This is a genomic window from Sinorhizobium sojae CCBAU 05684 (genome assembly GCF_002288525.1).
In the GTDB taxonomy this organism is placed as follows: Bacteria; Pseudomonadota; Alphaproteobacteria; order Rhizobiales; family Rhizobiaceae; genus Sinorhizobium; species Sinorhizobium sojae.
On record NZ_CP023067.1, the window covers coordinates 653,593 to 677,176 of the forward strand.

The 23,584-nt window shown below is 61.5% G+C and carries 24 protein-coding genes; 10 read left to right on the forward strand and 14 right to left on the reverse strand.

Features of this window, described 5'->3' with window-relative positions; genetic code table 11:
- The first annotated feature begins 161 nt into the window (after nucleotides 1–161).
- The gene (locus SJ05684_RS03170; RefSeq protein WP_034852514.1) at nucleotides 162–1,100 is read left to right on the forward strand and encodes a DMT family transporter; all 939 of its coding nucleotides are present in this window, start codon (nucleotides 162–164) and stop codon (nucleotides 1,098–1,100) included.
- A gap of 3 nt (nucleotides 1,101–1,103) precedes the next feature.
- Here the strand turns inward: SJ05684_RS03170 and SJ05684_RS03175 are convergent, their stop codons facing one another.
- The 4 genes from SJ05684_RS03175 to SJ05684_RS03190 form a co-directional block, all read right to left on the reverse strand.
- A complete protein-coding gene (locus SJ05684_RS03175) occupies nucleotides 1,104–2,393 on the reverse strand; it encodes an MFS transporter (protein ID WP_034852515.1) in 1,290 nt (429 codons plus the stop codon).
- A 312-nt stretch (nucleotides 2,394–2,705) separates the two neighbouring features.
- Nucleotides 2,706–2,882 (reverse strand): hypothetical protein, encoded by a 177-nt coding sequence (locus SJ05684_RS03180; protein WP_085939004.1) that lies wholly within the window; start codon nucleotides 2,880–2,882, stop codon nucleotides 2,706–2,708.
- A 142-nt stretch (nucleotides 2,883–3,024) separates the two neighbouring features.
- Nucleotides 3,025–3,906: a uracil-DNA glycosylase gene (locus SJ05684_RS03185; RefSeq protein WP_034852516.1), complete on the reverse strand. Its 882-nt coding sequence runs from the start codon at nucleotides 3,904–3,906 to the stop codon at nucleotides 3,025–3,027.
- Nucleotides 3,907–3,955: 49 nt separating this feature from the next.
- A complete protein-coding gene (locus tag SJ05684_RS03190; RefSeq protein WP_034852517.1) occupies nucleotides 3,956–5,245 on the reverse strand; it encodes an Hsp70 family protein in 1,290 nt (429 codons plus the stop codon).
- A gap of 246 nt (nucleotides 5,246–5,491) precedes the next feature.
- Between SJ05684_RS03190 and SJ05684_RS03195 the strand changes: the two genes are divergently transcribed.
- The 3 genes from SJ05684_RS03195 to SJ05684_RS03205 all read left to right on the forward strand — a co-directional run bounded on the left by SJ05684_RS03195 (nucleotide 5,492) and on the right by SJ05684_RS03205 (nucleotide 9,763).
- The gene (locus tag SJ05684_RS03195; protein WP_034852518.1) at nucleotides 5,492–7,156 is read left to right on the forward strand and encodes an electron transfer flavoprotein-ubiquinone oxidoreductase; all 1,665 of its coding nucleotides are present in this window, start codon (nucleotides 5,492–5,494) and stop codon (nucleotides 7,154–7,156) included.
- 571 nt (nucleotides 7,157–7,727) lie between these two features.
- Nucleotides 7,728–8,726, forward strand: coding sequence for an ABC transporter substrate-binding protein (locus SJ05684_RS03200; RefSeq protein ID WP_034852519.1), 999 nt, complete (start codon nucleotides 7,728–7,730; stop codon nucleotides 8,724–8,726).
- A gap of 149 nt (nucleotides 8,727–8,875) precedes the next feature.
- On the forward strand, nucleotides 8,876–9,763 hold the full coding sequence (locus tag SJ05684_RS03205; protein WP_095694196.1) for an ABC transporter permease: 888 nt from the start codon (nucleotides 8,876–8,878) through the stop codon (nucleotides 9,761–9,763).
- A gap of 58 nt (nucleotides 9,764–9,821) precedes the next feature.
- Here SJ05684_RS03205 and SJ05684_RS03210 read toward each other — a convergent pair whose 3' ends face one another.
- Entirely contained in the window at nucleotides 9,822–10,730 is a 909-nt protein-coding gene (locus tag SJ05684_RS03210) for a DMT family transporter (RefSeq protein WP_034854333.1), read from the reverse strand.
- Between the two features lie 136 nt (nucleotides 10,731–10,866).
- Here SJ05684_RS03210 and SJ05684_RS03215 point away from each other — a divergent pair, with 136 nt between their 5' ends.
- A complete protein-coding gene (locus SJ05684_RS03215; protein WP_034854332.1) occupies nucleotides 10,867–11,337 on the forward strand; it encodes an Lrp/AsnC family transcriptional regulator in 471 nt (156 codons plus the stop codon).
- A gap of 159 nt (nucleotides 11,338–11,496) precedes the next feature.
- Here the strand turns inward: SJ05684_RS03215 and SJ05684_RS03220 are convergent, their stop codons facing one another.
- Complete coding sequence (locus SJ05684_RS03220) at nucleotides 11,497–12,510, reverse strand: zinc-binding alcohol dehydrogenase family protein (RefSeq protein ID WP_034854331.1); 1,014 nt, start codon at nucleotides 12,508–12,510, stop codon at nucleotides 11,497–11,499.
- Nucleotides 12,511–12,611: 101 nt separating this feature from the next.
- On the opposite strand from SJ05684_RS03220, the gene SJ05684_RS03225 reads away from it, so the two are divergent.
- On the forward strand, nucleotides 12,612–12,962 hold the full coding sequence (locus SJ05684_RS03225) for a winged helix-turn-helix transcriptional regulator (RefSeq protein ID WP_050979982.1): 351 nt from the start codon (nucleotides 12,612–12,614) through the stop codon (nucleotides 12,960–12,962).
- Between the two features lie 168 nt (nucleotides 12,963–13,130).
- The gene (locus SJ05684_RS03230) at nucleotides 13,131–14,075 is read left to right on the forward strand and encodes a diacylglycerol/lipid kinase family protein (RefSeq protein ID WP_050979981.1); all 945 of its coding nucleotides are present in this window, start codon (nucleotides 13,131–13,133) and stop codon (nucleotides 14,073–14,075) included.
- Here SJ05684_RS03230 and SJ05684_RS03235 read toward each other — a convergent pair.
- Nucleotides 14,054–15,541, reverse strand: coding sequence for an ArnT family glycosyltransferase (locus tag SJ05684_RS03235; protein ID WP_034854330.1), 1,488 nt, complete (start codon nucleotides 15,539–15,541; stop codon nucleotides 14,054–14,056). The genes SJ05684_RS03230 and SJ05684_RS03235 overlap by 22 nt on opposite strands.
- A complete protein-coding gene (locus SJ05684_RS03240) occupies nucleotides 15,534–16,553 on the reverse strand; it encodes a glycosyltransferase family 2 protein (protein WP_244426625.1) in 1,020 nt (339 codons plus the stop codon). Before SJ05684_RS03240 ends, SJ05684_RS03235 begins: the two co-directional genes overlap by 8 nt.
- A gap of 99 nt (nucleotides 16,554–16,652) precedes the next feature.
- Between SJ05684_RS03240 and SJ05684_RS03245 the strand changes: the two genes are divergently transcribed.
- The gene (locus tag SJ05684_RS03245) at nucleotides 16,653–17,606 is read left to right on the forward strand and encodes a lysylphosphatidylglycerol synthase domain-containing protein (RefSeq protein ID WP_034854329.1); all 954 of its coding nucleotides are present in this window, start codon (nucleotides 16,653–16,655) and stop codon (nucleotides 17,604–17,606) included.
- Nucleotides 17,607–17,661: 55 nt separating this feature from the next.
- On the opposite strand, the gene SJ05684_RS03250 is transcribed toward SJ05684_RS03245, so the two are convergent.
- From SJ05684_RS03250 to SJ05684_RS03265, 4 genes are all read right to left on the reverse strand, one after another.
- Nucleotides 17,662–19,164, reverse strand: coding sequence for an AMP nucleosidase (locus SJ05684_RS03250; RefSeq protein WP_095694197.1), 1,503 nt, complete (start codon nucleotides 19,162–19,164; stop codon nucleotides 17,662–17,664).
- Between the two features lie 259 nt (nucleotides 19,165–19,423).
- The gene (locus SJ05684_RS03255; RefSeq protein WP_034854327.1) at nucleotides 19,424–19,744 is read right to left on the reverse strand and encodes a YnfA family protein; all 321 of its coding nucleotides are present in this window, start codon (nucleotides 19,742–19,744) and stop codon (nucleotides 19,424–19,426) included.
- Nucleotides 19,745–19,836: 92 nt separating this feature from the next.
- Complete coding sequence (locus tag SJ05684_RS03260; RefSeq protein ID WP_034854326.1) at nucleotides 19,837–20,010, reverse strand: hypothetical protein; 174 nt, start codon at nucleotides 20,008–20,010, stop codon at nucleotides 19,837–19,839.
- A 64-nt stretch (nucleotides 20,011–20,074) separates the two neighbouring features.
- Nucleotides 20,075–20,248 (reverse strand): hypothetical protein, encoded by a 174-nt coding sequence (locus SJ05684_RS03265; RefSeq protein ID WP_034854325.1) that lies wholly within the window; start codon nucleotides 20,246–20,248, stop codon nucleotides 20,075–20,077.
- Nucleotides 20,249–20,429: 181 nt separating this feature from the next.
- Between SJ05684_RS03265 and SJ05684_RS03270 the strand changes: the two genes are divergently transcribed.
- Entirely contained in the window at nucleotides 20,430–21,131 is a 702-nt protein-coding gene (locus tag SJ05684_RS03270) for a glutathione S-transferase family protein (RefSeq protein WP_034854324.1), read from the forward strand.
- A gap of 161 nt (nucleotides 21,132–21,292) precedes the next feature.
- Here the strand turns inward: SJ05684_RS03270 and SJ05684_RS03275 are convergent, their stop codons facing one another.
- Nucleotides 21,293–21,634 (reverse strand): DUF2147 domain-containing protein, encoded by a 342-nt coding sequence (locus tag SJ05684_RS03275; RefSeq protein ID WP_034854323.1) that lies wholly within the window; start codon nucleotides 21,632–21,634, stop codon nucleotides 21,293–21,295.
- A 503-nt stretch (nucleotides 21,635–22,137) separates the two neighbouring features.
- On the opposite strand from SJ05684_RS03275, the gene SJ05684_RS03280 reads away from it, so the two are divergent.
- Nucleotides 22,138–22,404: an SEL1-like repeat protein gene (locus SJ05684_RS03280; RefSeq protein ID WP_034854355.1), complete on the forward strand. Its 267-nt coding sequence runs from the start codon at nucleotides 22,138–22,140 to the stop codon at nucleotides 22,402–22,404.
- Nucleotides 22,405–22,429: 25 nt separating this feature from the next.
- On the opposite strand, the gene SJ05684_RS03285 is transcribed toward SJ05684_RS03280, so the two are convergent.
- Nucleotides 22,430–23,545 (reverse strand): pyridoxal phosphate-dependent aminotransferase, encoded by a 1,116-nt coding sequence (locus tag SJ05684_RS03285; RefSeq protein ID WP_034854322.1) that lies wholly within the window; start codon nucleotides 23,543–23,545, stop codon nucleotides 22,430–22,432.
- Nucleotides 23,546–23,584 lie beyond the last annotated feature (39 nt).

Below are 23,584 nucleotides of genomic sequence, written 5' to 3' on the forward strand. Positions count from 1 at the left end.
TCATCACGAAAAAATTAGCTTCATCAAGATATTTGATCGAACATCCTCTTCGGGCGGAGCTAGAGTGACGCATCTTTCCGCGGCGGGCCCGCCGCGTCCTCCCCTAGTCTCGCTCTTCCAGCAACCGGCTGGCCGTTGGCAGACTGAAAAAGCACGTTTTCATGGATGCCGACGTTCATAGCCCAATGCGGGGAATTCTGCTCAAGATCCTGTCCGTCGTCGTTTTCCTCGGCATGTCCACCTGCATTAAGGCCGCCGGCAGCGACATCGCGACGGGCCAGATCACCTTCTACCGCTCTGCCTTTGCCATGGTACCGATCCTTGGCTTCCTCGCTTTGCGCGGTCAGCTGCGCGATGCATTCAAGACGACCGATGTCACCGGCCACCTTGCGCGCGGCTTCGTCGGCATTCTGGCGATGAGCTTCGGCTTCTACGGGCTCGTGCATCTGCCGCTGCCGGAGGCGATTGCGATCGGCTACGCCATGCCGCTTCTCGCGGTGGCCTTTGCAGCGTTCTTTCTCGGCGAGGTCGTGCGGCTTTACCGCTGGACAGCCGTCATGATCGGGCTCGTCGGGGTGTTGATCATCACCTGGCCGCGGCTGACCCTGTTCGAGCAGGGTGGTTTCGGAGAATCCGAGGCGCTCGGTGCCGCGGCAGTCCTGCTGTCGGCAATCTTCGGGGCCATGGCTATGGTCCTCGTGCGCAGGCTGGTGCAGAAAGAGCGCACGCATACGATCGTTCTCTACTTCTCTCTTTCCGCCTCTATCTTCTCGCTGGCGACGCTGCCCTTCGGCTGGGCCGCGATGTCGTGGACGTCTTTCCTGCTGCTGATGATTGCCGGCTTTTGCGGGGGTGTCGCGCAGATCCTGCTGACGGAGAGCTATCGTCACGCCGACATGTCGACGATCGCCCCATTCGAATATACCTCCATCGTGCTCGGCATCGTCATCGGCTATTTCCTGTTCGGCGATGTGCCGACGGCGACCATGCTCGCCGGTACGGCGATCGTCGTCGGTGCCGGCATCTTCATCATTTTCCGCGAACGCCGGCTGGGACTGGAGCGGAAGGGCGCCCGTAAACACGTGACGCCGCAGGGCTGACGGCTATTGCGCCTGCGTCTCCCATTCGGGAACCGTATCATCCTCAATGATCGGACCGGCCTCCTGCTGGGCGAGCGGATTTGTCACGTCGGGGCCGGGGGTCGGCAGGACTGTCGTCGCCTGGAAATCGGTCTTGGCGACGAGGCCGTCGTGCTGCTCGCGTTGCCCGATGCGCCAGGCTGCATAACCGGCATAAAGCGCAAAATAGACCGCGAGCACGACGAACAGGGCGGCGGGACCGAACGCGTCCATTACCGGGCCAACGACCAATGGGCCGGAGATGGTGCCGAGGCCGTAAGTGATCATCAGCCCTGACGAGATCTTTACAAATTCGTCGGGCTGCGCGAGGTCGTTGGCGTGGGCGACGTTCAGCGCATAGATCGGGAAAAGCACCATGCCGACGCAGCCGGCGAGGGCGTAGAGGATCCAAGCGCCGCCGCCGATCGCCAACGCCATGGCGAGGCAGGAAAGGACGCCGAAGACGCCGCAGGCGACCATGACGATGCGCCGGTCCATTCGGTCCGAGGCCCTACCGATCGGGATCTGGGAAAGAGCGCTGCCGGCGAGCACGGCCGCTAGCAGAGTCGCGCCCTCCGAGGTCGAAAGGCCGATCTTCTGGGTAAAGACGCCGCCGAGATTAAGCCAGGCGCCCGAGAGGGCGCCAGCGAGAAAGCCGCCGACGACCGCGACCGGTGAGCGGTGGAAAAGAGCCCGGAGATCGAAATTCGCCTGTGTCGGCGCGGCCGGCATCGGCGATGATGAGAGCGCCGTCGGCAGGAGCGCAAGCGAGAACAGTACGCCGCACAGGATGAACAGGGAGGTATTGGTGGGATCGCCGAGCGGCACCAGATACTGGCCGGCAATCGTTCCAATCATGGTGGTGATCAGATAGAGCGAAAAGAGGAGGCCGCGGTTTTCGTTCGTCACCCGCTCGTTCAGCCAGCTTTCGACGACGAGATAGCTCCCGGCAATGGCAAAGCCGGATACAGCGCGGAAACCGATCCAGGCGCGCCAATCGACGATGAGGCCGCACATCAGGATCGCAATCGACAGCAGCGTCATCAGCGCTGTGAAGACGCGGATATGCCCGACGCGCAGGACGAATTTTGGTGTGACGACGCAGGAGAGGGTGAAGCCCAGCGTATAGCCGGTCGCGAAGATCGATACGGTGAGCGTCGACCAGTCCTCTGCGACCGAGCGAACCGGAATGACGTAGCTCTGCAGGCCGAAGGCCACCATCATCAGAAGCGTGGACAGCATCAGACTGAAGATGGATGCGAAATTCGCCAACATTCGGCGCTCCCGGAAACTTGCGCCCCTGCTCAGCCCCGCGGAAGAACAAGGGCCAGCGATCTTCGCGCATCGGAAAACACGCGCAGCGCTGCGTATGAAAAAACGAGAGTGGCCTTATTCTAGTTTCCGGGCGCTGTCGATTGCGACAGCCCGTGGCGAGAAGACGCAACCCGTGAGCGCTTGTGCCGCTGCCCGTGTCAGCGCATCGGCCCGAAAATCGGACCCGATCTTCAGAAAGCTCGATGCGCAGCCTCATGCGCGAGGCTGCGGCGAACTGTATGCGTCCGAAGGAGCGTATGCCGTTGCAAGGGATCAGCGTTGGATGAAATCAGCGTAAATCTGAGTCGGACGCGTGGTCCGGGCATACCCGACAGCCGTCATTTGCTCGTTGGCTGCCGTGCCGAAGCGGTTGAAGGGCGTTCGCCGGGCAAGGCTCACATGGCGGAGCGTCTCAAAGCTGCTGTGGATCGGGCGAAAGCGGGCAGTCATGGTTCAATTCCTTATTCCATTCCTCCCGGTGTACCTATATTGCGATGCAGCATCAATTTTGCAATGCATCAAAGCGCCGCACAGGCATGCGCAAATCGCATGGCTTTTTTCACACTTCATTCATGAATCTCGCGTCGAGCCGTCAGCCCCCGAGCTTGGCCTTGAAGGCCAGCAGATCCCGCCAGGCGAAGCGCTTGTTGATCGGCGCCGTAATCAGGTCCAGCGGATGCAAAGTCGCCATTGCCGCCGCGACGTGCCCGCCAGCGGCGAGCTCGCGCCATTGCCCGCGCATCTGATGGATCGTCTCGCTGCCGCCGTAAAAGAACCGAGCCGTGAAATTGCCGAGGAGCAGCACATGCCTGGGTTCGGCAAGGGCGATCTGTCGCTCGATGAAGGGACGGCAGATGTCCGCTTCGCGGCCGCTTGGCACGCGGTTTCCTGGCGGCCGCCACGGCACTGCATTGCTGAGAAGCACGTCGTCCCTGGAAAGCCCGATGCCGGCCAGCATGCGTTCCAGCATGTCGCCGTGCCTGCCGGCGAACGGACGGGCATCTCGGTCGTCATCGCCATAGGGCATTGGCCCGATGATCATGATGCCCGAAGCCGCGTTGCCTTCCGCGAAAACGAGATTGCGGGCACTGTTTTTCAGGTTGCAGCCGGCAAAGGCCTCCATCGCGCTACGCAGCTCGGCCAGCGAGCGTGCGCTCTCAGCGGCGAATCGTGCCTCGCTGATCGCCTGTTCGTCGGGTATGGCAACACTCGGCGGTGCGACCGGCACCGGCGCGGCGTCCCGGGCCCTGCCTGCCGGGACTTGCGATTGCGCCCTTCCGATCTGTGCGCCGGCAGCCGCCGGCTGCCTGGCCTGCGGTGCGGTGCGCCCTTCGGCGCGCCTCGCCTTCATGGCCTCGAACTCCGCCAGGCGATCGACCGGTTCTTCCTCCAGCAGCCATTCGACGCCCGCCTCAGCATGGAAGGCAAGGAGAGCGGCGAGTTCGGAAGGAGAGAGGTGGTTGGCCGAGATCATGGCGCGACTTTAGCAGATCGGCGGATCTGGTCCACCCGCTGAGGGGCCGTCAATGGGCCGTCGTCCAGGTCGTGACGTCGTCCCGTTCGCCGATAAGCGCCAGGCCATGGGCGATCGACAGGAGTTCGCCGCCGCTTTCGATCCTTTCCTTGCCGAAGCGGTTTTCGAACAGCCGGCGGACGGCCGGTACGAAGGAGGTGCCGCCGGTCAGGAATACCCTGTCTATCTCCCCGAAAGGCGTTGCGGTCTTCGCCAGCACCGTATCGAGGGCTTCTTCAATGCGGGCGAGGTCGGGCGCGATCCAGCCTTCAAAATCCTCGCGTCGCACCGTTCGGCGTGATTGCTCCCCAAGCGGAGGAAAGTAGAACTCCGTCTCCTCGTCCACCGACAAGCGCACTTTCGTGGCCGAGACCGCCTGGTAGAGCGGATAGCCTTCATCGTGCTCGACGAGATCCACGAAGGCCTCCAGCTTGTCCGGCTCGAGGCTTGAGCGGACAAGCTTCTTCAATTCGGTGAAGTCCCTCAGCGTCTTGAAGATAGATAACTGATTCCAGCGGCCGAAATTAGCGTAGTAGCTCGACGGCACTTCAAGTAGCTTGTCGAAGCTCTTAAAGAGACTCCCCTTTCCAATGAGCGGCGCGACGATATTGTCGATGATGCGGAAGTCGAAGTGATCGCCGGCGATACCGATCCCGGAATGCCCGATCGGCCTTGCGGTCAGTTGCCCGCCTTCGCGTTCGAAGCGGATGATCGAGTAATCGGTGGTGCCGCCGCCGAAATCGGCGACAAGCACGGTTGCGTCGCTCTTGAGCTTTCGTGCGAAGTAGAAGGCGGCCGCGACCGGCTCATAGACATGATGCACCTCCGGAAAGCCGAAGCGCAGAAGTGCGCGATTGTACCGTTCGACTGCCAGCTTCTCGTCGGGATTGGCCCCGGCAAACTGCACGGGCCGGCCAACGACGATCCGTTGAAGGCTGTCGTTCCATTCGCCACCGGCATATTCCCGCAGACGGGCAAGGAAGCCGTGCATCAGATCTTCAAAATCATATCGTTTCGCAAAGATGAGCGTGCCTTGAAACAGCGCGCTTGCGGCAAAGGTCTTGATCGATTGCAGGAAACGGCACTCGCCGGGATTGTCGATGAACTCACGGATTGCCGCCTGTCCCGCTTCTATCCTCAAGGGGAGGGGTCCCGAATCCTTCAGAAAGGAAAGCGCCGTCCGGGTCGAATCGGCTTTGCCGGCGGGGCTCTCCATCACGATCGACCGGGTGGAGGCGCCTTCAGCCACGGCCAGCACGGAATTAGTGGTCCCGAAATCGAGGCCGAGTGCGGATGCCATAATCATCTCCGTGCGTGGGAAAAAGGGGGGCGGCCTCCTCGCACGGGTGCCGGCCAAAAGCAAGCGCGTTCAGTTTATGTTTACGTATAAGTAAGATATGCCGACTGTGCTAAACTCATCAGGTCATGCGCAAATGCAGGGAAACTCTGTCGCATCTCGGCTCGACAAGGCTTGCCACATTTGCCATGACGGAACTTCGTGGCTGGGAAAGTAGCCGGCGGAAGACCGGCAGGACTGGAGAGCAGGATGACCGAGGTACAAGAACTCCCCGAGCGTGAGAGCATGGAATTCGACGTGGTGATCGTCGGGGCGGGTCCGGCGGGCCTTTCGGCCGCGATCCGGCTGAAACAGGTCAATCCGGAGCTTTCGGTCGTCGTGCTCGAGAAGGGCGCGGAAGTGGGCGCTCACATCCTTTCCGGCGCCGTCGTCGATCCGATCGGCATTGACCGGCTGCTGCCGGATTGGCGCGAGGACCCCGACCACCCCTTCAAGACGGAAGTGACCGACGACCATTTCCTCTTCCTGGGGCCCGCCGGTTCGATCCGCCTGCCGAATTTCCTGATGCCGCCGCTGATGAACAATCACGGCAACTACATCGTATCGCTTGGACTCGTCTGTCGCTGGCTCGCCGCCAAGGCGGAGGAACTCGGCGTCGAGATCTATCCGGGCTTTGCCGCGACCGAAGTGCTCTACAATGACGAGGGTGCCGTGATCGGCGTCGCCACCGGCGACATGGGCATCGAACGTTCCGGCGAGCCGGGTCCGAACTATGCCCGGGGCATGGCGCTCCTCGGCAAATACACGCTGATCGGCGAGGGCGTGCGCGGCTCGCTCGCCAAAGAGCTGATCGCCCAGTTCAGGCTCAACGAGGGCCGCGACGTGCCGAAATTCGGCATCGGGCTCAAGGAGCTTTGGGAGGTGAAACCGGAGAACCATAAACCCGGCCTGGTGCAGCACTCCTTCGGCTGGCCTCTGGACATGAAGACCGGCGGCGGTTCGTTCCTCTATCACCTCGAAGACAATCTCGTCGCCGTCGGCTTCGTGGTTCATCTCAATTACAAGAACCCCTATCTCTATCCCTTCGAGGAGTTCCAGCGCTTCAAGACGCATCCGGCGATCCGCGGCACCTTCGAAGGGGGCAAGCGCCTCTCCTATGGCGCCCGTGCCATCACCGAGGGCGGCTACCAATCGGTGCCGAAGCTCTCCTTCCCCGGCGGCGCGCTGATCGGCTGCTCGGCCGGCTTCGTCAACGTGCCGCGCATCAAGGGCAGCCACAATGCGGTTCTATCGGGTATGCTGGCGGCCGAGAAGCTGGCGGAGGCGATCGCTGCCGGCCGCGCGAATGACGAGCCGATCGAGATCGAGAAGGGCTGGCGCGACAGTGCCATCGGCCAGGACCTGAAAAGGGTCAGGAACGTCAAGCCGCTGTGGTCGCGTTTCGGCACGGCACTCGGCGTGACGCTCGGCGGCCTCGACATGTGGACGAACCAGCTCTTCGGCGTGTCCCTCTTCGGCACGCTGAAGCACGGCAAGACCGATGCGGCCTCGCTGGAACCGGCCGCAAAGCACCAGAAGATCGACTATCCGAAGCCGGACGGGGTCCTGACCTTCGACCGGCTCTCCTCGGTGTTCCTGTCGAACACCAATCATGAGGAGGACCAGCCGATCCACCTGCAGGTGAAGGACCCCGACCTGCAGAAGCGCTCCGAATACGATGTCTTTGCCGGCCCCTCGACCCGCTACTGTCCCGCGGGCGTCTATGAATGGGTGGAGAAGGACGGCCATCAGACCTTCGTCATCAACGCCCAGAACTGCGTCCACTGCAAGACCTGTGACATCAAGGACCCCAACCAGAACATCAACTGGGTGCCGCCCCAAGGGGGCGAAGGCCCGGTCTATCCGAACATGTAATGTTCGGAAGGCGGGGGCGCACGGACCCCGCGGAAGGATGCAGGGCGAAGGCCCGGTCTATCCGAACATGTAATGTTCGGAAGGCGGGGGCGCACGGACCCCCGCGGAAGGATGCAGGGCGGAGGCCCGGTCTATCCGAACATGTGATGTTCGGAAGGCGGGGGCGCACGGACCCCCGGGAAAGAACGCAGGGCGAAGGCCCGGTCACTCCCGACATCTCGTTCGAGGAGACGGCCCGTGGACGCGCGGCGCTGGTCGCCATCAGGCGCGAAAACGGCTGCGCTGCTACAGTCGGGCAGAATTTAAGTGAAGATTTTCCGCCAAGGCCTTCATTTATTTAGATGCATGACTAAGATGACCGTCAGGGCGCTCGCTGACGCAAATGGGCAAGTGTTTGCCGGAAAGACTCGCTATCAATGGCGATGGCCGTTGATCGTGAGGATGGATTGATGGCTTGCAACTGGCTGCGTCAAGATCCTTGGACTGGAGCAAGCGTTGTTCCGATGTCCGCCGCGGCGGTGGGGCGAGCAGCCCGTTGCAAAACACACCGTCACAACAGAGGGAACCTAAGATGAAGAAACTTCTTGCGACGACATTTCTTGCCGCTGGCCTGCTCGGGCTGGGCAGCGCTGCCTCGGCAGCGGAATGCGGCGATGTGACGATCGCCAACATGAACTGGCAGAGTGCCGAGGTTCTTGCGAATATCGACAAGTTCATCTTGACGGAAGGCTATGGTTGCAACGCCGAACTGGTCGTTGGCGATACCGTGCCGACCATCACCTCGATGATCGAGAAGGGCGAGCCGGACATCGCGCCGGAAGGCTGGGTCGATCTTCTGCCGGATGTTGTCAATCGCGGTCTCGAGGAAGGCAAGATCGTCGGCGCGGCGCTTGCGCTTTCCGACGGCGGCGTCCAGGGCTGGTGGATGCCGAAATACATCGCCGACGAGCATCCGGACATCAAGACGATCGACGACGTGCTGAAGCACAAGGAACTCTTCCCGGATCCGGAAGATCCGAGCAAGGGCGCCATCTACAACGGTCCGCAGGGCTGGGGCGGTACCGTGGTGACCACGCAGCTCTACAAGGCCTATGACGCCGAGAAGGCAGGCTTTACGCTTGTCGATACCGGTTCCGCCGCCGGCCTCGACGGCTCGATCGCAAAGGCTTATGAGCGTAACGAAGGCTGGGTGGGCTATTACTGGGCTCCGACGGCGCTGCTTGGCAAGTACGAAATGGTTAAGCTCGACCACGGCGTGCCCGCCGATCCCGCCGAGTGGAAGCGCTGCAACACGGTTGCGGATTGCCCGGACCCGAAGAAGAACGATTGGCCGAAGGACAAGGTTCAGACGCTGGTGACGAAGGAGTTCGCCGATCGCGCCGGACCGGTCATGGATTACCTCAACACTCGCGCCTGGCAGAACGACGTCGTCAACAAGCTGATGGCCTGGATGACGGACAACCAGGCGAGCGGCGAGGAGGGTGCCAAGCACTTCCTTGAGGAGAATGAGGAGATCTGGACCAAGTGGGTCTCCCCGGAAGTCGCCGAGAAGGTCAAGGCCGCCCTCTGATCCACGGCTCTGATATGGAGCGGCGCGCCGGCTTGCGCGCCGCTCGCTTTTGATGGGCTCCCGGCTAGCGAGGCAGCCCGACTGAGATGCAGCGGCAGATAACAAGAACGAGCGTGCCGCTGTGACGATATGCGAAGGGGAATCGAGCGATGGAATGGTTGACCAAATTTCCACACATGGATGACGATCGGCTTCGGCAACTCAAAAAGCTGATCGACGACGGGTTCCGGACTTTCACGCGCGCCTACGGCGACGCTATCGAGAGCTTTTTCGAACCACTGCAGTTCTTCCTGATCCAGTCCGAGCGTTTTTTGACGCGTACGCCCTGGCCGGTCATTTTGATCCTGATCGCGGTCATCGCCTGGTTTGCGAGCCGCAATTGGAAGATCGTCGCCGGCTGCATCGGCACTATGCTGGCCATCGGCTATTTCGACATGTGGGACGATACGATGAAGACGATCTCGATGATCTTCGTCTGTACCGTGCTGTCGATCGCCATCGGCATCCCGATCGGGATCATCATGTCGCGTTCCGACCGGTTCCAGAGCGTGGTCAATCCGGTGCTCGACGTGATGCAGACGATGCCGAGCTTCGTCTACCTAATTCCGGTGGTGATGCTGCTCGGAATCGGCAAGGTACCGGGCCTGATCGCCGTCGTCATCTACGCCATCCCGCCGATGATCCGCCTCACCAATCTCGGCATTCGCCTGGTCGACAAGGATGTGCTCGAGGCGGCGGACGCCTTCGGCTCTTCCAACTGGCAGAAGTTGAAGAACGTCCAGATGCCGCTGGCGCTGCCGACGATCATGGCCGGCATCAACCAGACGATCATGATGGCGCTTGCCATGGTGGTCATCGCCTCGATGATCGGCGTTCAGGGCCTGGGCCAGCCGGTCTTGAAGGCCATTGCCAACCAGTACTTCACGCTCGGCATTTTCAATGGCATGGCCATCGTCGGTATTGCCATCATCTTCGACCGCGTCAGCCAGGCCTATGGGCGCCGTCTGCAGCGGCATCTCGAAATCGTCCACGGCTGAACCGCGCGGACGGCAGGCGGTCCGAGACTCCGCTCTCGGACCGCTGTTGTTTTCCAGTTTATCCCTGGCGAGGCGAGAGGATGCCGGTCGAAAGGGCAACGCCGGTTGCTGTTGCGATAGCGGCGGCGATTTCGAAGGGGCCGATTGCCTCGCCGAGAAGAACTCCGCCGCCGACCATTGCGAGCACCGGTGTGAGGGCGGTGAAGGCGGCAGCCTGTGTTCCGCCGAGGCACCTGACGGCGAGGCCATAGGCAAGCGTCGCGACGAGGCCGGAGAGAATGCCCTGGCTCATCACCTGCAGTCCGATCTCATGCGCGGGAACGGCCGAGAGCGTGCTTCCGAAGAAAAGCGCCAGGAGGAGATGGGTGATGAACGACCAGGCGGCGATGAGCGCGCTGCCTTCGATGGCACTTAGGCCAGAACGTCGGAATGCGTGTGTATAGACGGCCCAAAGAACGCCGGCGCCGGGTAGCAGCAGGTAGCCCGCCCATGCGAACGCATCGGCAGTGTCGAGACCGCGAACGAGCAGGATTGCGACACCGACCATGATCGCCGCGAAGCCGATGAGCCGCATCCGGTCCGGCCGTTCCCCGAAGAAGGTCGCCCCGATGATCGCCGTCGCGAGTGGCATCGAGCCGCCGAGGAGCACGCCGACCGACGATGCCGGCGTCGCATGAATGGCGAAAGCCGCAACCTGAAAGAAAACTGCGCCCGATCCGGCGACCATCAAGGCGAGCAATCCAAGAGGCAAGCCTCTCGGTAAAAGGCCGAGTCGCAACCAGACGGGAGCAAGTACCAGCGACGGTATGCCGTAGCGAATGAGCCCGAGATCGATCGTGCCGAGCGTAGTCGCTGCCGTGTGTCGTGTGGCGAGGATCCAGCCCGCCCAGATCAATACCGTAACAAAGGCGCCGGCATAGCCGGCGGCGGGCGCCTGCGAATGCCGTTCGAGTGTCAGCGCAACCATGATCCAGTTCCTCCAGCGTCGATGCTTCAGGCGTGGAGGTTAGCGCCGACGGCGAGGGCATGTCCTTGCTATTTGTGCCTCTCTGGACTTATTATTGGCAATTATCTGCCAACTGCTCCGGATTATCAGGCTGAATATGCCAAATCTCGACAGATTCGATATTGCCATCCTAAGGATCCTGCAGGAGGATGCGCGCGCGACCAATGTCGAGATCGCCGAACGCGTCAATCTTTCCCCGTCGCCCTGTTTGAGGCGCATCCGCAATCTTGAGAAATCCGGTGTGCTGCGCGGTTATCGCGCCGACATAGATCGCCAGCAGGTCGGGCTGGGCCTGACGGTCTTCGTCGAAATCAAGGTCGGGCAGCACAGCCAGGAAAATGCGCGCCTGCAGCAGGAGGCGCTGCTCGCCGTTCCTGAGGTTGTTTCTTGCTTCCTGATTTCCGGGAATGCCGATTTCCTCGCCGAGGTCGTCGTCGAGGATCTCGCGGCCTATGAGAAACTGCTGACCGAAACCCTGCTGGCCCTGCCCGGTGTGACCGATATCCGTTCTAATTTCGCCATACGCACGATCAAGACCGCCGGCCCATTGAAGCTTCCATCCCGCTAACGGATCGGCCTGAAATCGGAGCCGATTTTCAGAAGGGTGACGCGCAGATTCAAAGAATTACAGCGACCTTTGCGCGTCTGAAAAGACGCGCGGCGCTGTAACGGCCCGACCTGCCGGCGGCTAAATCCGCTGCCGGCAGGTCTTTCCTTCTTCCGCGCGTCAGAAACCGGCCAGCACCAGCTTGCCGCGCGTGCGGTCGGTTTCGATCATCCGATGTGCCTTCTTGAGGGTCGCCGCATCAATCGGGCCGAGGGTTTCCGTCAGGGTCGTACGGATCTTCCCGGCGTCGACGAGTTCGGCCACCCGGTGCAGGAGCTTGTGCTGCTCGATTGTGTCGGGCGTTTTGAACAGCGAACGGGCAAACATCATCTCCCAATGGGTCGAGACCGATTTGCGCTTGAACGGCATCACGTCGAGAACGGCCGGGTCGTCGATGAGAGCAAAACGTCCCTGCGGCGCAATGAGCTTCACGATTTCATCGATGTGCCTGTCCGTATGGGTCGTCGAGAATACGAAGGCCGGGGCGCCGAGGGCGAGTTGATCGACCTCCGCAGCAAGCGGGCGTCCATGATCCAGCACGTGATGCGCTCCGAGTGTCAGTGCCCATTCACGGGTTTCAGGCCGGGACGCGGTTGCGATCACGGTGAGATCGGTCAGCGCCCGCAAAAGCTGGATGGCGATAGAGCCGACGCCACCGGCCCCGCCGACGATCAGCACCGCATTTGCTGCGCCCGGTACGGGGTCATTGACTCTGAGCCGGTCGAACAGGGCTTCCCAGGCGGTGATCGCGGTCAGCGGCAGGGCCGCGGCAGCGGCGTAGTCAAGTGATTTCGGCTTGTGTCCGACGATTCGCTCGTCGACGAGGTGGAACTCAGCATTGGTGCCGGGGCGATCGATGGCGCCGGCATAGAACACCTCGTCACCCGGCCGGAAGAGCGTGACCTCGCGTCCGACAGCCTTGACCACGCCGGCGGCGTCCCAACCGAGAACTTTCGGCTGATCGGGCTCCGGTTCCACGCCTGCCCGGACTTTCACGTCGACGGGATTGACCGAGACGGCCCTGACCTCGACGAGCAGATCGTGGCCCTCGGCCGTTGGGGCCGGCAGTTCGATATCGATCAATGAGGTTTCGGCTGTGATCGGTTGGGATGTCCTGTAAGCGACAGCGCGCATGAAATGCTCCTTTACAAATTGAACAGGAGCTAGATGACGATTACGGTCGCCAGTCGCAAGAATGCACAAATTCAGCCCATAATGTCGAAAAGGATACTGTCATGTCTCGCCCGCGTCAGAAGCTGACGAACAAATTCCCCGGCTGCCCGGTAGAGGCGGCGCTGAGTTTCATCGACGGCAAATGGAAGGGCGTGATCCTCTATCATTTGATGGTCGACGGAACTCTGCGTTTCAACGCGTTGCGCCGGCGGTTGCCGAGCATCACGCAGCGCATGCTGACGAAGCAGTTGCGTGAGCTGGAGGAGGCCGGCCTTCTGTCGCGCACGGTCTTTCCGGTCGTGCCGCCGCGCGTCGACTATGCCCTGACGCCCAAGGGTGAAAGCCTGAGATCTGTAATCATGGCCCTGAAAAACTGGGGCGATGAAAACGTCCTCTGTGAGGCGATCGCGTAATGCCGACGCCACTCGGAAAGGCATCGCAGGCCGAGTTCGATCGCGCCTCACCTCTGGAAGCGGCTGCCGCAGCGCTTATCTGAGATGTTGACTGCATGTCTCCTTAAATCGACCTCGATTTAAGAGGATGCAAGCAGATGCCTCGGCTAACGGAGACAGTGGCCATTCATGAAGATTAGAGCCGTCTTCAATCGCGATGGGGGAACATTCCGCACGACCGATATGGAGACCTATGGCAGGGCGGTCGAGGAAGCCTTCCATGCCGCGGGGCACAGCATAGAGATAGCTATCGTACCGGCAGAGGGGATAATCCCGGCACTAGAGACGGCTTGCCGGCGCGGCGATCTCGATGCGATCATTGCGGGCGGCGGCGACGGCACGATCTCCGCCGCGGCCGGCGTCGCCTGGAGAAGCGGCATGCCGCTCGGCATTATCCCTGCAGGCACCATGAACCTCTTCGCCCGCTCGCTGAAACTGCCGCTCGATATCTGGAAAGTACCGGAGGTGCTGGCAAAAGGAACGATCATCGATGGTGACATCGGCAGTGCCGACGGCCGGGCCTTCGTGAATCAATTCACGATGGGGCTTCACGCGCGCCTGGTGCGCTACCGCAACGCCTATCACTTTGCCTCTCGGATCGGGAAAATCGGCGCCAGCACGCGCGCCGCCGTAGGCGTCGTTCTCAATCCGCCGGATTTCGAGATCGAGTTCGACGCCGACGGCCATCGCGAAGTCCGGCACGTCTCGCATATCTCGGTTTCGAACAACCATTTCGGCCACGCGACGCTGATGTATGCGGACAACGTGACGGCCGGCCACCTCGGCTTCTACACAGCACCCCCCTTGACCTCCGCCGGCGTCATCAAATTGGCCTTCGATATCCTGCGCGGGCGCTTCCGGGCGAGCCCGCTGATCACAGAAATGAGCGCGCTCGCGGTCGATCTGCACTTTCCCAAGGTGGATCGCAAGATCAATTGCGTCATCGACGGCGAACTGCTCCCGATCGCACAGCGCGATGTCTCCCTTCGCATCCATCCGGGCGAACTGAAGCTGCTCGTTGGCACGGGTAGTGGCGACTTGCCCGTTCCCGGCTATTCGTCGACCCAGATATAGCGAAATCCGTACCGGTCGGCCTTGGAGCCGTACAGATAGGGCAGGGAGAGTTCTTGCGGCGTCACGCCGGACATGGCCACGCCCATTTGCTTTAGCGCCGGTTTGAGCGTACCGGGCACTTGCGGCTCCGCATCCGCCTTGTCATGCCAGACCACCAGAAGCGGCCGCTTCGCGGCTTCGACTGCGATCCAGTCCATGCGCGAGGGCATGGCCACCGTCGCGTCGGCGAACTGCGTGCGGACGTTCCCCGCGACCTGCTTGTCGTTGGTGAGCACGAAAGCGGGTTGTTGCCCCTCCGACTTTTCGAGCGCCTCTGCAAAACGGGCGTAGGGTATGTTCAATCGCGAGTAATTGCCGAACCAGGGTCGCACGACGGCGCGGGCGGAGACGATGATGAGTGCTCCAAGCACGATTGTCGCAATCAGCGGCGCAAACAACCTGAAACCCGGCATCGGATCGATCTTCGCCGCCTCGATCTTGAGGCAGAGATAGAGCGGAAGCAGGAGCAGATAGAGAACCAGCCATTTCTCGCGGATGTGGGTCGCCGCGACGCCGAGCACGATCAGGAGCACCGCCAGGAGAGAAAGCGCAATGGTCCGGCCGACGATGCGTGTCCACAGGCTTTCAGCCTGCCACACCAAGAGAACTTTGCCGCGAATGACAAGGCCAAACAGGATGAGGGTGACGAAACTGCCGTCGATCACTGCGAAAACGAGCCCCGAGACGCCGTGGAACGCCTGAAGAAGACGTCCTTCAGCCTCGCGTTCTTTCATTTCGTTTAAGGTCCCGGCCGAGGCCGCGTCGAGATTTTGCAGAACCCAAATCCCATGAGGGAGCGCGATCAGAGCGGCCACGGCGATCGCCGCCAGGATCCGCCAGTCGAAGATGCGGGCGCGCAGGTCGCGTTCCGGCAGGATGGCGAGGATCGCCGCGACAGGAACCAGGACGAAATTATATTTCGAGATCGCGCCGATGCCTACGGCGAGGCCGGTCAGGAGATAGGCGGCAAGGCTCGGGCGCGTGAGCGTTCGAAGGAAGCCATAGAGGAAGAGCGAAACGGCAAAAAGCGCGGCCACCGTGTGCGACAGATCCCGTTGCGCAAGCAGAAAGACCGGTGGCAGGCTCAAGACGCCAAGCATTGCCATTGCCGCCAGGCGCGGGTCCCGAAGAACGAGACGGGCGGCAAGCCCGTAGAAAAGGCATGAGAGAAACAACAGTCCGTTCTTGAGCAGCGTCATAGTAGCGAGCGACGGGCCGATCGCTTGAGAGAGTCCATATTGCAGCCAATTGTAGAACGGCGCCTGCGGCCCGTATCCAAGCTGCAGAAACTGCGACAGGAACGCCTGCTCCGATTCGTCGATCTCGAGCGAATTCGAGATCGTCAGCCGCAAGGCGATGCACAGCAGAAAATAGCCTGCCAATGCGAGGAAAACCGAATTCGGCCGCCGTTCGACGACGTCAAGCATGCGGCGGTTCCTGCTCGAAGACCTGCCGCACGATGTAACCTGTCGTTCCATCATCCCGGAAATAGGCGCGCGCCATCATCTCCGCGAGAATACCGGTCGTGATGAGTTGGACCGAGGAGAGGAACAGCATGACGCCAACCATCAGCATCGGGCGGTTGCCGATATCGTTGCCGAGAATGAACTTGTCGAAGGCGAGGTATGCGAGGATAAGCGCGCTCAGGCTGCCGGCAGCAAGGCCGATTGAGCCGAAGAAGTGGCCGGGGCGCGCCTTGTAGCGCATGAAGAACAGAACTGCGAGCAGGTCGAGGATCACGCGGAACGTCCGCGAGATCCCGTATTTGGAGGCGCCGAAGTGGCGGGCGTGATGCGTCACGGGCATCTCGCCGATCCGGCTGCTGGGTACGACACCGGCCACCCAGGCGGGGATGAAGCGATGCATTTCGCCCATGAGCTTCACCTGCTTGATCACCGCGCTGCGGTAAATTTTCAGGCTGCAGCCATAGTCGTGGAGCTTTACGCCGGTGATCTTGCCGATCAAGAAATTGGCGCACCAGGAGGGAATCTTTCGAAGCAGGAGTCCGTCCCGGCGATGCTTCCGCCAGCCGACCAGCAGATCGAGTTCCCGCTCCTCGATCGCCGCGACCATCGCGGGAATGTCCTTGGGTTCATTTTGCAGGTCGCCGTCGAGCGTCGCGATCAATCGGCCGCCCGCGGCATCGATCCCCGCCTGCATCGCGGCCGTCTGGCCAAAGTTCTTTTGCAACTCGATTATTTTCAACCGCAGGCCCGGTTGCAAGAGCTCGTTGCGCGCATTCGGCAGGGTCCGGTCGGTACTGCCGTCGTCCACCAGGATCAGTTCCCATGCCTTTTCGAATCCGGCCATTGCCCCGCGGATACGGCTGACGAGCGGCTGAACGCTTTCCTCCTCGTTGAACACCGGCACGACGATAGAAAGCTCAGCGGCCTCCAGAACGGCAGCCATTGCATGCGCGGGTTCTTCCAACTTGTTCAAGAGCGGCTTCTCCGGTGTTCCGTTACTGGCTTTCTTGCACAGTTGACGTTAGTAACCAACAAGGATTCGCATTGCACGGGTAGAGGAAATCGGCATCTCATGAATTCGGTCCGACAGTTCCGTCGGCAGTCGTGGCTTATGCGCAACCGCATGGGACTGATTTCCATGGCCGCTGTCTCGGCCTATGCCGTCTTCGTCGAGTGGGTCTGGGGATGGCTCAGCTTGATGCGGCAATGGGCCGAGGTCGGGGCAACGCCCATACTCTCGGCGCTGGCGCTCCTCATCGCCACCTACTTCGTACGCTGCTACCGCATCTACGATTACTTCCCCGAACAGACTCGCGGTCGGTTCCTGACGCTTCTGCGCGTTACGCAGACCCATAATCTCCTCAACATCATGCTGCCCTTCAGAGCCGGGGAAACGAGCTTTCCGTTGCTGATGCGCACCGAATTCGGCGTTCCGCTGTTGCGTGGCACCTCGGCGCTGCTCGTCATGCGGCTGCTCGATCTGCACGCGCTCGTCATCGTGGCGGCGATCGGCCTGCTCGGGGCTAGTCAGCAGGCGGGCTGGTGGGTCCTCTGGCTGCTGGCCTTCTTCTCACCACTCGGATTTTTTCTGCTGAGGGCCAGGGTTCTTGCCGTCGCGCGCCGCTTGATGCCCGGTAGGATTGCGCCCTATTTCGCGGAGGTCGAGGCCGGTCTGCCGGAACATGTTCCGGCATTCCTGCGGGCCTGGGCGATGACGATGCTGAATTGGGCCGTCAAGGTGGTGATTCTCGCCTGGGTGCTCGCCATCATGGGCGTGGTGCCCTTTGCCGCCTCCTTCGGAGGGGCGCTCGGAGGCGAACTGTCGTCGGCTCTCCCTGTGCATGGGCCGGCAGGCGTCGGCACCTATGCGGCAGCGATCGTTGCCGGTGCGATCTCCTTCGGCGCAGCCGGCGATCCCGCCACGCTCGGCATGCTCGCCCGCGCGAGCGTCAACACGCACCTGATTGTCGTCGTCTCGGCAGTGGCCGGCACCCTGTTATCGCTGGCGCTGAAGCCGAAGGCCTGATGCATATCGCCCAAGAAGCGGTTTTGCGCCAGACGGCATCCATAAAACAAAACTTCTACTGGAACGACGTTTCGTAAAAGCTTCTGAGTTTGCGTGAGTGTAGCTTCTCCGGCGGCATCGCCGCGAGTTTCTGCAGAGCCAAAATGCCGATCTTCAGATGCTGGCTCACCTGGGTCCGGTAGAAGGCGGTTGCCATGCCCGGCAGTTTCAATTCGCCATGCAGCGGTTTATCGGACACGCAGAGCAGAGTGCCGTAGGGCACGCGGAAGCGGAAGCCATTGGCGGCGATCGTCGCCGATTCCATGTCGAGCGCGATGGCGCGCGCCTGGGATAAGCGCTTGACCGGACCACGCTGGTCGCGCAGTTCCCAATTGCGGTTGTCAATCGTGGCGACGGTGCCAGTGCGCATGATCTGCTTGAGATCGTAGCCCTTGTAGCCCGTCACCTCTGCCACCGCGTCCTGCAGCGCGACCTGTACCTCCGCCAGTGCCGGCAGCGGAATCCAGACGGGCAGGTCGTCGTCCAGCACGTGATCTTCGCGCATATAGGCATGGGCGAGCACGTAGTCTCCAAGCCGTTGGCTGTTGCGTAGGCCGGCGCAATGGCCGAGCATCAGCCAGACATGCGGCCTCAGCACCGCGATGTGGTCGGTGATGGTTTTGGCGTTGGAGGGGCCGACGCCGATATTGACCATGGTGATGCCGCCATGGCCCTTCTTCTTTATGTGATAGGCCGGCATTTGCGGCAGGCGGGCAAGCGAATAATCGGCCTCGGGTCTGTCGGCACCTGCCGGCGTGATGATGTTGCCGGGCTCGATGAAGGCCGTATAGCCATTGCCGCCTTCGGCCATCTGCTGGCGTGCCCAGGCGCAGAACTCGTCGATATAGAACTGATAGTTCGTGAAGAGGACGAAGTTCTGGAAATGCGTGGCGCTGGTCGCCGTGTAATGGGTGAGGCGCGCAAGCGAATAGTCGATGCGCTGGGCCGTGAAGGGGGCGAGCGGGGAGGGCTCGCCGGGCCCCGGCTCATAGGAGCCGTTGGCGATCTCGTCGTCGGTGATGGTGATATCCGGCGCATCGAAGAGGTCGCGCAGTGGAATGTCGATGCCCTCGGCAGCCGAAGCCTCGACATGCGCGTTCTCGCCGAAGGCGAAGTGCAGCGGAATGGGAGTCGCCGATTCGGACACGATGACGCTGAGCCCGTGGTTGCGGATCAGGTGCCCGAGCTGTTCCTTGAGATAGTGACGGAAGAGCCGAGGGCGCGTGATCGTCGTCGTATAGACGCCGGGCGCGCTGACATAGCCGAAGGATAGCCTCGAATCGACATGGCCGAAGCTGCTGGTCTCGATGCTGACCTGCGGATAGCAGGCGCGGAAACGCGTAAGCGGCCTGCCGTTCTTTCCTAGCCCCTCGAAAGCCTCGCGAAGGAAGCGGGTATTGCGCTCATAGAGTGCCTCCAGGCAATCGACGGCATCGGCCGGATTGTCGAAGGTTCGCGGCTCGAAGGCTTCAGGAGTGGCAATGGAGAGGGCGGAATTTGAAGAGATTCGTTTGTCCATGTTGCATTATAGGCTGGGGCTTCTGACAAGCAAACGACAAGATGGGCGGTTTATTCGCCGCCGCGCGTCTTTCAAGACTCGCAAAAGCCGTTGTAACGCTATTTTCGCATCGAGCTTTCCGAGAAGCGGGTCCGATTTTCGGGTTGCGCTAGATCACGATGATTTTAGGTCGGATCGACCCAAATCATAAACGTGGTCGAATATAAGAAGTTTGCGCGCGATGCGGGCGGAATGCCGCGCACACTTTCCTCATGCCGCGCTAGCGGGGGCCCGCGAGAATGATCGCGCTGCCGGCAAGTGCCACCGCCATGCCGGTCAAGTCCCACCGGTCGGGCCTGATGCCCTCGGCGACCCAAAGCCAGAAGAGCGAGGTGGCGATGTATACGCCACCATAGGCGGCATAGGCGCGCCCGGCAGCTGCCGTATCGATCATGGTCAGGAGCCAGGCAAAGAGCGCCAACGAGCCCATGCCGGGTATGAGCCACCAGGCGGACTTACCGAGCTGGAGCCATGCCCAGAAGGCGAAGCAGCCGGCGATTTCGGTAAGTGCTGCAAGGAGGTAGATGGCGAATGCGGGCATGGCTTGCTCCTTTTACAAGGTGACAAGGAGCGGAGAGCGGCATGAAGCGCAAGAGGGAGCAGGTGGGAATGTGTGAGACGACGACTCGATGATCAGCTCATAGCCTGGCGCTGGAGCGTCATGAAGAGGACGAAGCCGGCGCCGTTCTTGCCGATGCCGGAGGTGCTGGCCTTGTTGTAGGCGACCGCTCCGATCGGCGCCATCAGCAGCCCCGTGACGAACAGGAGCCGGAGTGCAAGGATGGCGGAGGAGACGAAAGCGGACATTTCCCTGATCCTGGTGCGTTGGGGCGGTGCAAGCGGGGGAAGGCCGCTCACATCCTGTCCCGCCTTAAAGTTTGGCCTGGCAGTATTGCGCAGTATGCGCGGTGCAATCGGTCAGCGAGCCGAGATAGGTGTTCTGGCGGCGACGCTCGGTGTCGGCACCGACGGCCGCAGCGAGCGACATTGCGAAGACGACCATCAGCAGGCTTATTATGGTGAGGCGGCGGGCGAGGATATCCATGTTTCTGTCCGTGGGCTGGAGGCGCTGTCAAAACGATTGAGCGTCTTTTCGCACAACCAAACTGAATTCTTGCTGAGGTACACATTCATCTGCCGTTCATCTTGGTTGAAGGGGGACCCCTTGCCTCGCGCGGCGCGCGTTCCTACGTGTGACTTTCCATGAACCTGAGGAGAGATCGCCGATGACGGCTCCGATCGAGCTTTATTACTGGCCGACACCGAACGGCTGGAAGATCACCATCATGCTGGAGGAACTCGGCGTCCCCTACGTGGTCAAATACGTCAATATCGGCCGGGGCGACCAGTTCGCGCCGGATTTCCTGAAGATCTCGCCCAATAACCGCATGCCGGCGATCGTCGATCCCGAGGGCCCCGGCGGCGAGCCGATCTCGGTGTTCGAGTCGGGTGCGATCCTGCAATATCTCGGCCGCAAATACGGCAAGTTCTATCCGAGCGACGAGCGTGCCCGCGTCGAGGTCGAGCAATGGCTCTTCTGGCAGGTCGGCGGTCTCGGCCCCATGGCGGGGCAGGCCCATCATTTCCGGCAATATGCACCGGAACGGATAGCCTATGGCATCGAGCGCTACACGAATGAAGTGAACCGCCTCTATGGTGTGATGGACAAGCGCCTCGCCGACCGGCGCTTCCTCGCCGGCGATTATTCCATCGCCGACATGGCTGCGATCGGCTGGGTGATCCCGCACGAGAACCAGGGGCAGGATCTCAATGATTTCCCGAATCTGAAGCCCTGGTTCGAGACGATGCTCGCTCGCCCGGCGGTCAAAACGGCGATCGAGGTCGGCAAGGAAGAGCGAGCCCGCCAGAAGAGCCTTGCGGAGGACAAGGAAGCCCAGAAGATCCTGTTCGGCCAGCGCGCCCGCTAAACAGGCACACCCCTCCCCACAAGGGGGAGGGGCTAGGCGCCCGCGGCGATCAGCAATTTCAATATCTTAAGGCTAGTTGCAAAGGAACGACATGGGCGAAGACGGCGCGGTCCGGAAACCCCCCCTGCGGGAAGGGTCTATATTCATCCCGATTGAGCGATCTACAGACGAGTCCAGGTCTGAGACTTGCAAAGCACCTTCAGCACGCAGCCCTTCATCTTCAGCGAATTGCCGTCGACCGAGCCCGAGCCGCCATAGGTCTTGTCGTTTTCCGGATCCGTAATTTCGCCGCTATAGTTGCCGCCTGCCCCGGCAAGGTTGCCGATGCGCTTTCCCGCATGCTTTCCCGTCTTCAGCGTGACGCAGAAGGAGCCGCCGCAGGGGGCGATTTCCGCCGTGGCGCCGCTGGCGGTCTTCCAGTTGCCGACGATCGGCTCGGCGGCCAGGACAGAGCCTGCCGCGGCAAGGGCGAGTGCCGCGCTGACGAGCAAAGTGCGAATCATTCAAGTTCCTCCACAAAGACGGGCAGCCTCCACGCCGCCTGATCATCGCGACAATAGCTTACGGGCACGTAAAGGTAAATATACCCGGGACGCGGGTTCATTGGCGAAGCGGCGCGCGACGTAAGCGGACGGGCTCCTGTTTCGTGGTTAGCGTTTGGTTGAAATCCGAGATTGAAGATTTCGTAAAATTTTGGGCGAATTGCCTCAGTTCCGGGCGTTGTGATGCTTAACGAAAATCCAAATTTACCAAGTATTTGAACTTTGTTTGCGGCAAATTAAGCATGCGTTTTAAGCGCCTGTTGAAGGGGCTCGGTCATATTCGGAGCCATAAGACGAGCGGGGGAATACCCGGCCGAAAAAAGCGGAAGCGACGCTGCGAAAAGACGGTGCGCCTCCGGGAAGCCCGCCAAGGGCATGCGAAAACAGGGATCAACAAAGACGATAAGCCAGGTGCGCCACACGATGGCGGCGCACCAATGGCCAACGAAGACAGGGACAAGACAATGGCACGCTTTGACATGCAGATCGTTTCGGATGCCGCGATGGGCGGCGACAATCGGGCCGACGCCCTCTGTGAAATGGGCCTTGCCTATGCAACCGGCCGCGGCAGGCCTGTCGATCTGGTCGCTGCCCATAAGTGGTTGAATATCGCCGCCATCAAGGGTTCGGACCGCGCCGCGGGCCTTCGCGCCGACCTTGCGGCCACCATGAGCAAGACCGAGCTTGCCGCCGCGCTCCGCGCGGCGCGCGAATGGATGACGATGCACTGACGTGCAACTCAGGTGGCATCACCGTTCAGTTTAGGCTCTCGAGGATGGCGGGAAGCGAGGCCGCAAGCAGGTCCATCTCCGCATCCGGCCCGGCGCTGATCCGAATGCAGCGATTGAGCGGCGCCACACCCGGCATGCGGATGAAGACGCCGTGGTCGCTCATCAGCCTTTCGACGATCGCTCTGGCATAGCCCGCGTCGCGGCCGCAATCGACGGCAACGAAATTCGTCGCGGAGGCAAGCGGAGCCAGGCCGTTGTCCCGGGCAATTGCCGCGATCCGGTCGCGTGAGTTCGTGATCCTCCGAGTGACATCAGTGAGATAGGCCTGATCTGCCAGTGCTGCGATTGCCGCCGCAACGCCCACTCGGTTCATGCCGAAATGGTTGCGGATCTTGTCGAAGGCCTGGGCGGTGCCGGCTGTCGCCAGCGCGTAGCCGACGCGCGCACCGGCAAGCCCATAGGCCTTGGAGAAGGTGCGGGTGCGAATCACATTGGGTCGATCGATCAGGCTTTCGACCGGTGGGACCGACTCCGGCGGGGCCGTTTCGCTATAGGCCTCGTCGAGGATGAGTAGCGTCGTTTCCGGTAAGTCGGCAGCAAAATCGACGACGCGATCGGCCGACCACCAACTGCCCATCGGGTTGTCGGGATTGGCGAAATAGACGAGCGGCGCGTTCTCCCGCTTCACGGCCGCAAGCAGCCCCTCCAGGTCTTCCCGGTCGGCCGCATAGGGTACCGTCACCAGCCGGCCGCCATGGCCCGCAACGTGATAGTTGAAGGTCGGGTAACCTCCGAGCGAGGTGACGACCGGCGCACCGGGCTCGATGACGAGACGGACGATCTGCCCGAGCAGGCTGTCGATGCCTTCGCCGATGGCGACATTGGCCGCCGGCACACCGAGATGGGCGGCAAGCGCCTGTTTCAGGTCGTAATTTTCAGGATCCGCATATTTCCACGTTTCACCGGCCGCCGCCTGCATCGCAAGCAGCACCGACGGTGCCGGGCCGAACCCGCTCTCATTGGCGCCGATTCGGGCGGCGACGCGGCGGCCGCGCTGCCGTTCGATGGCCTCCGGGCCGACGAAGGGAATGGTGGCGGGCAAGGACTGGATGAGCGGCGTGAAACGCGAGAAGGCGGACATATGGACAACCCCGTTCGAAATGCGCCCGGAACTTATCCC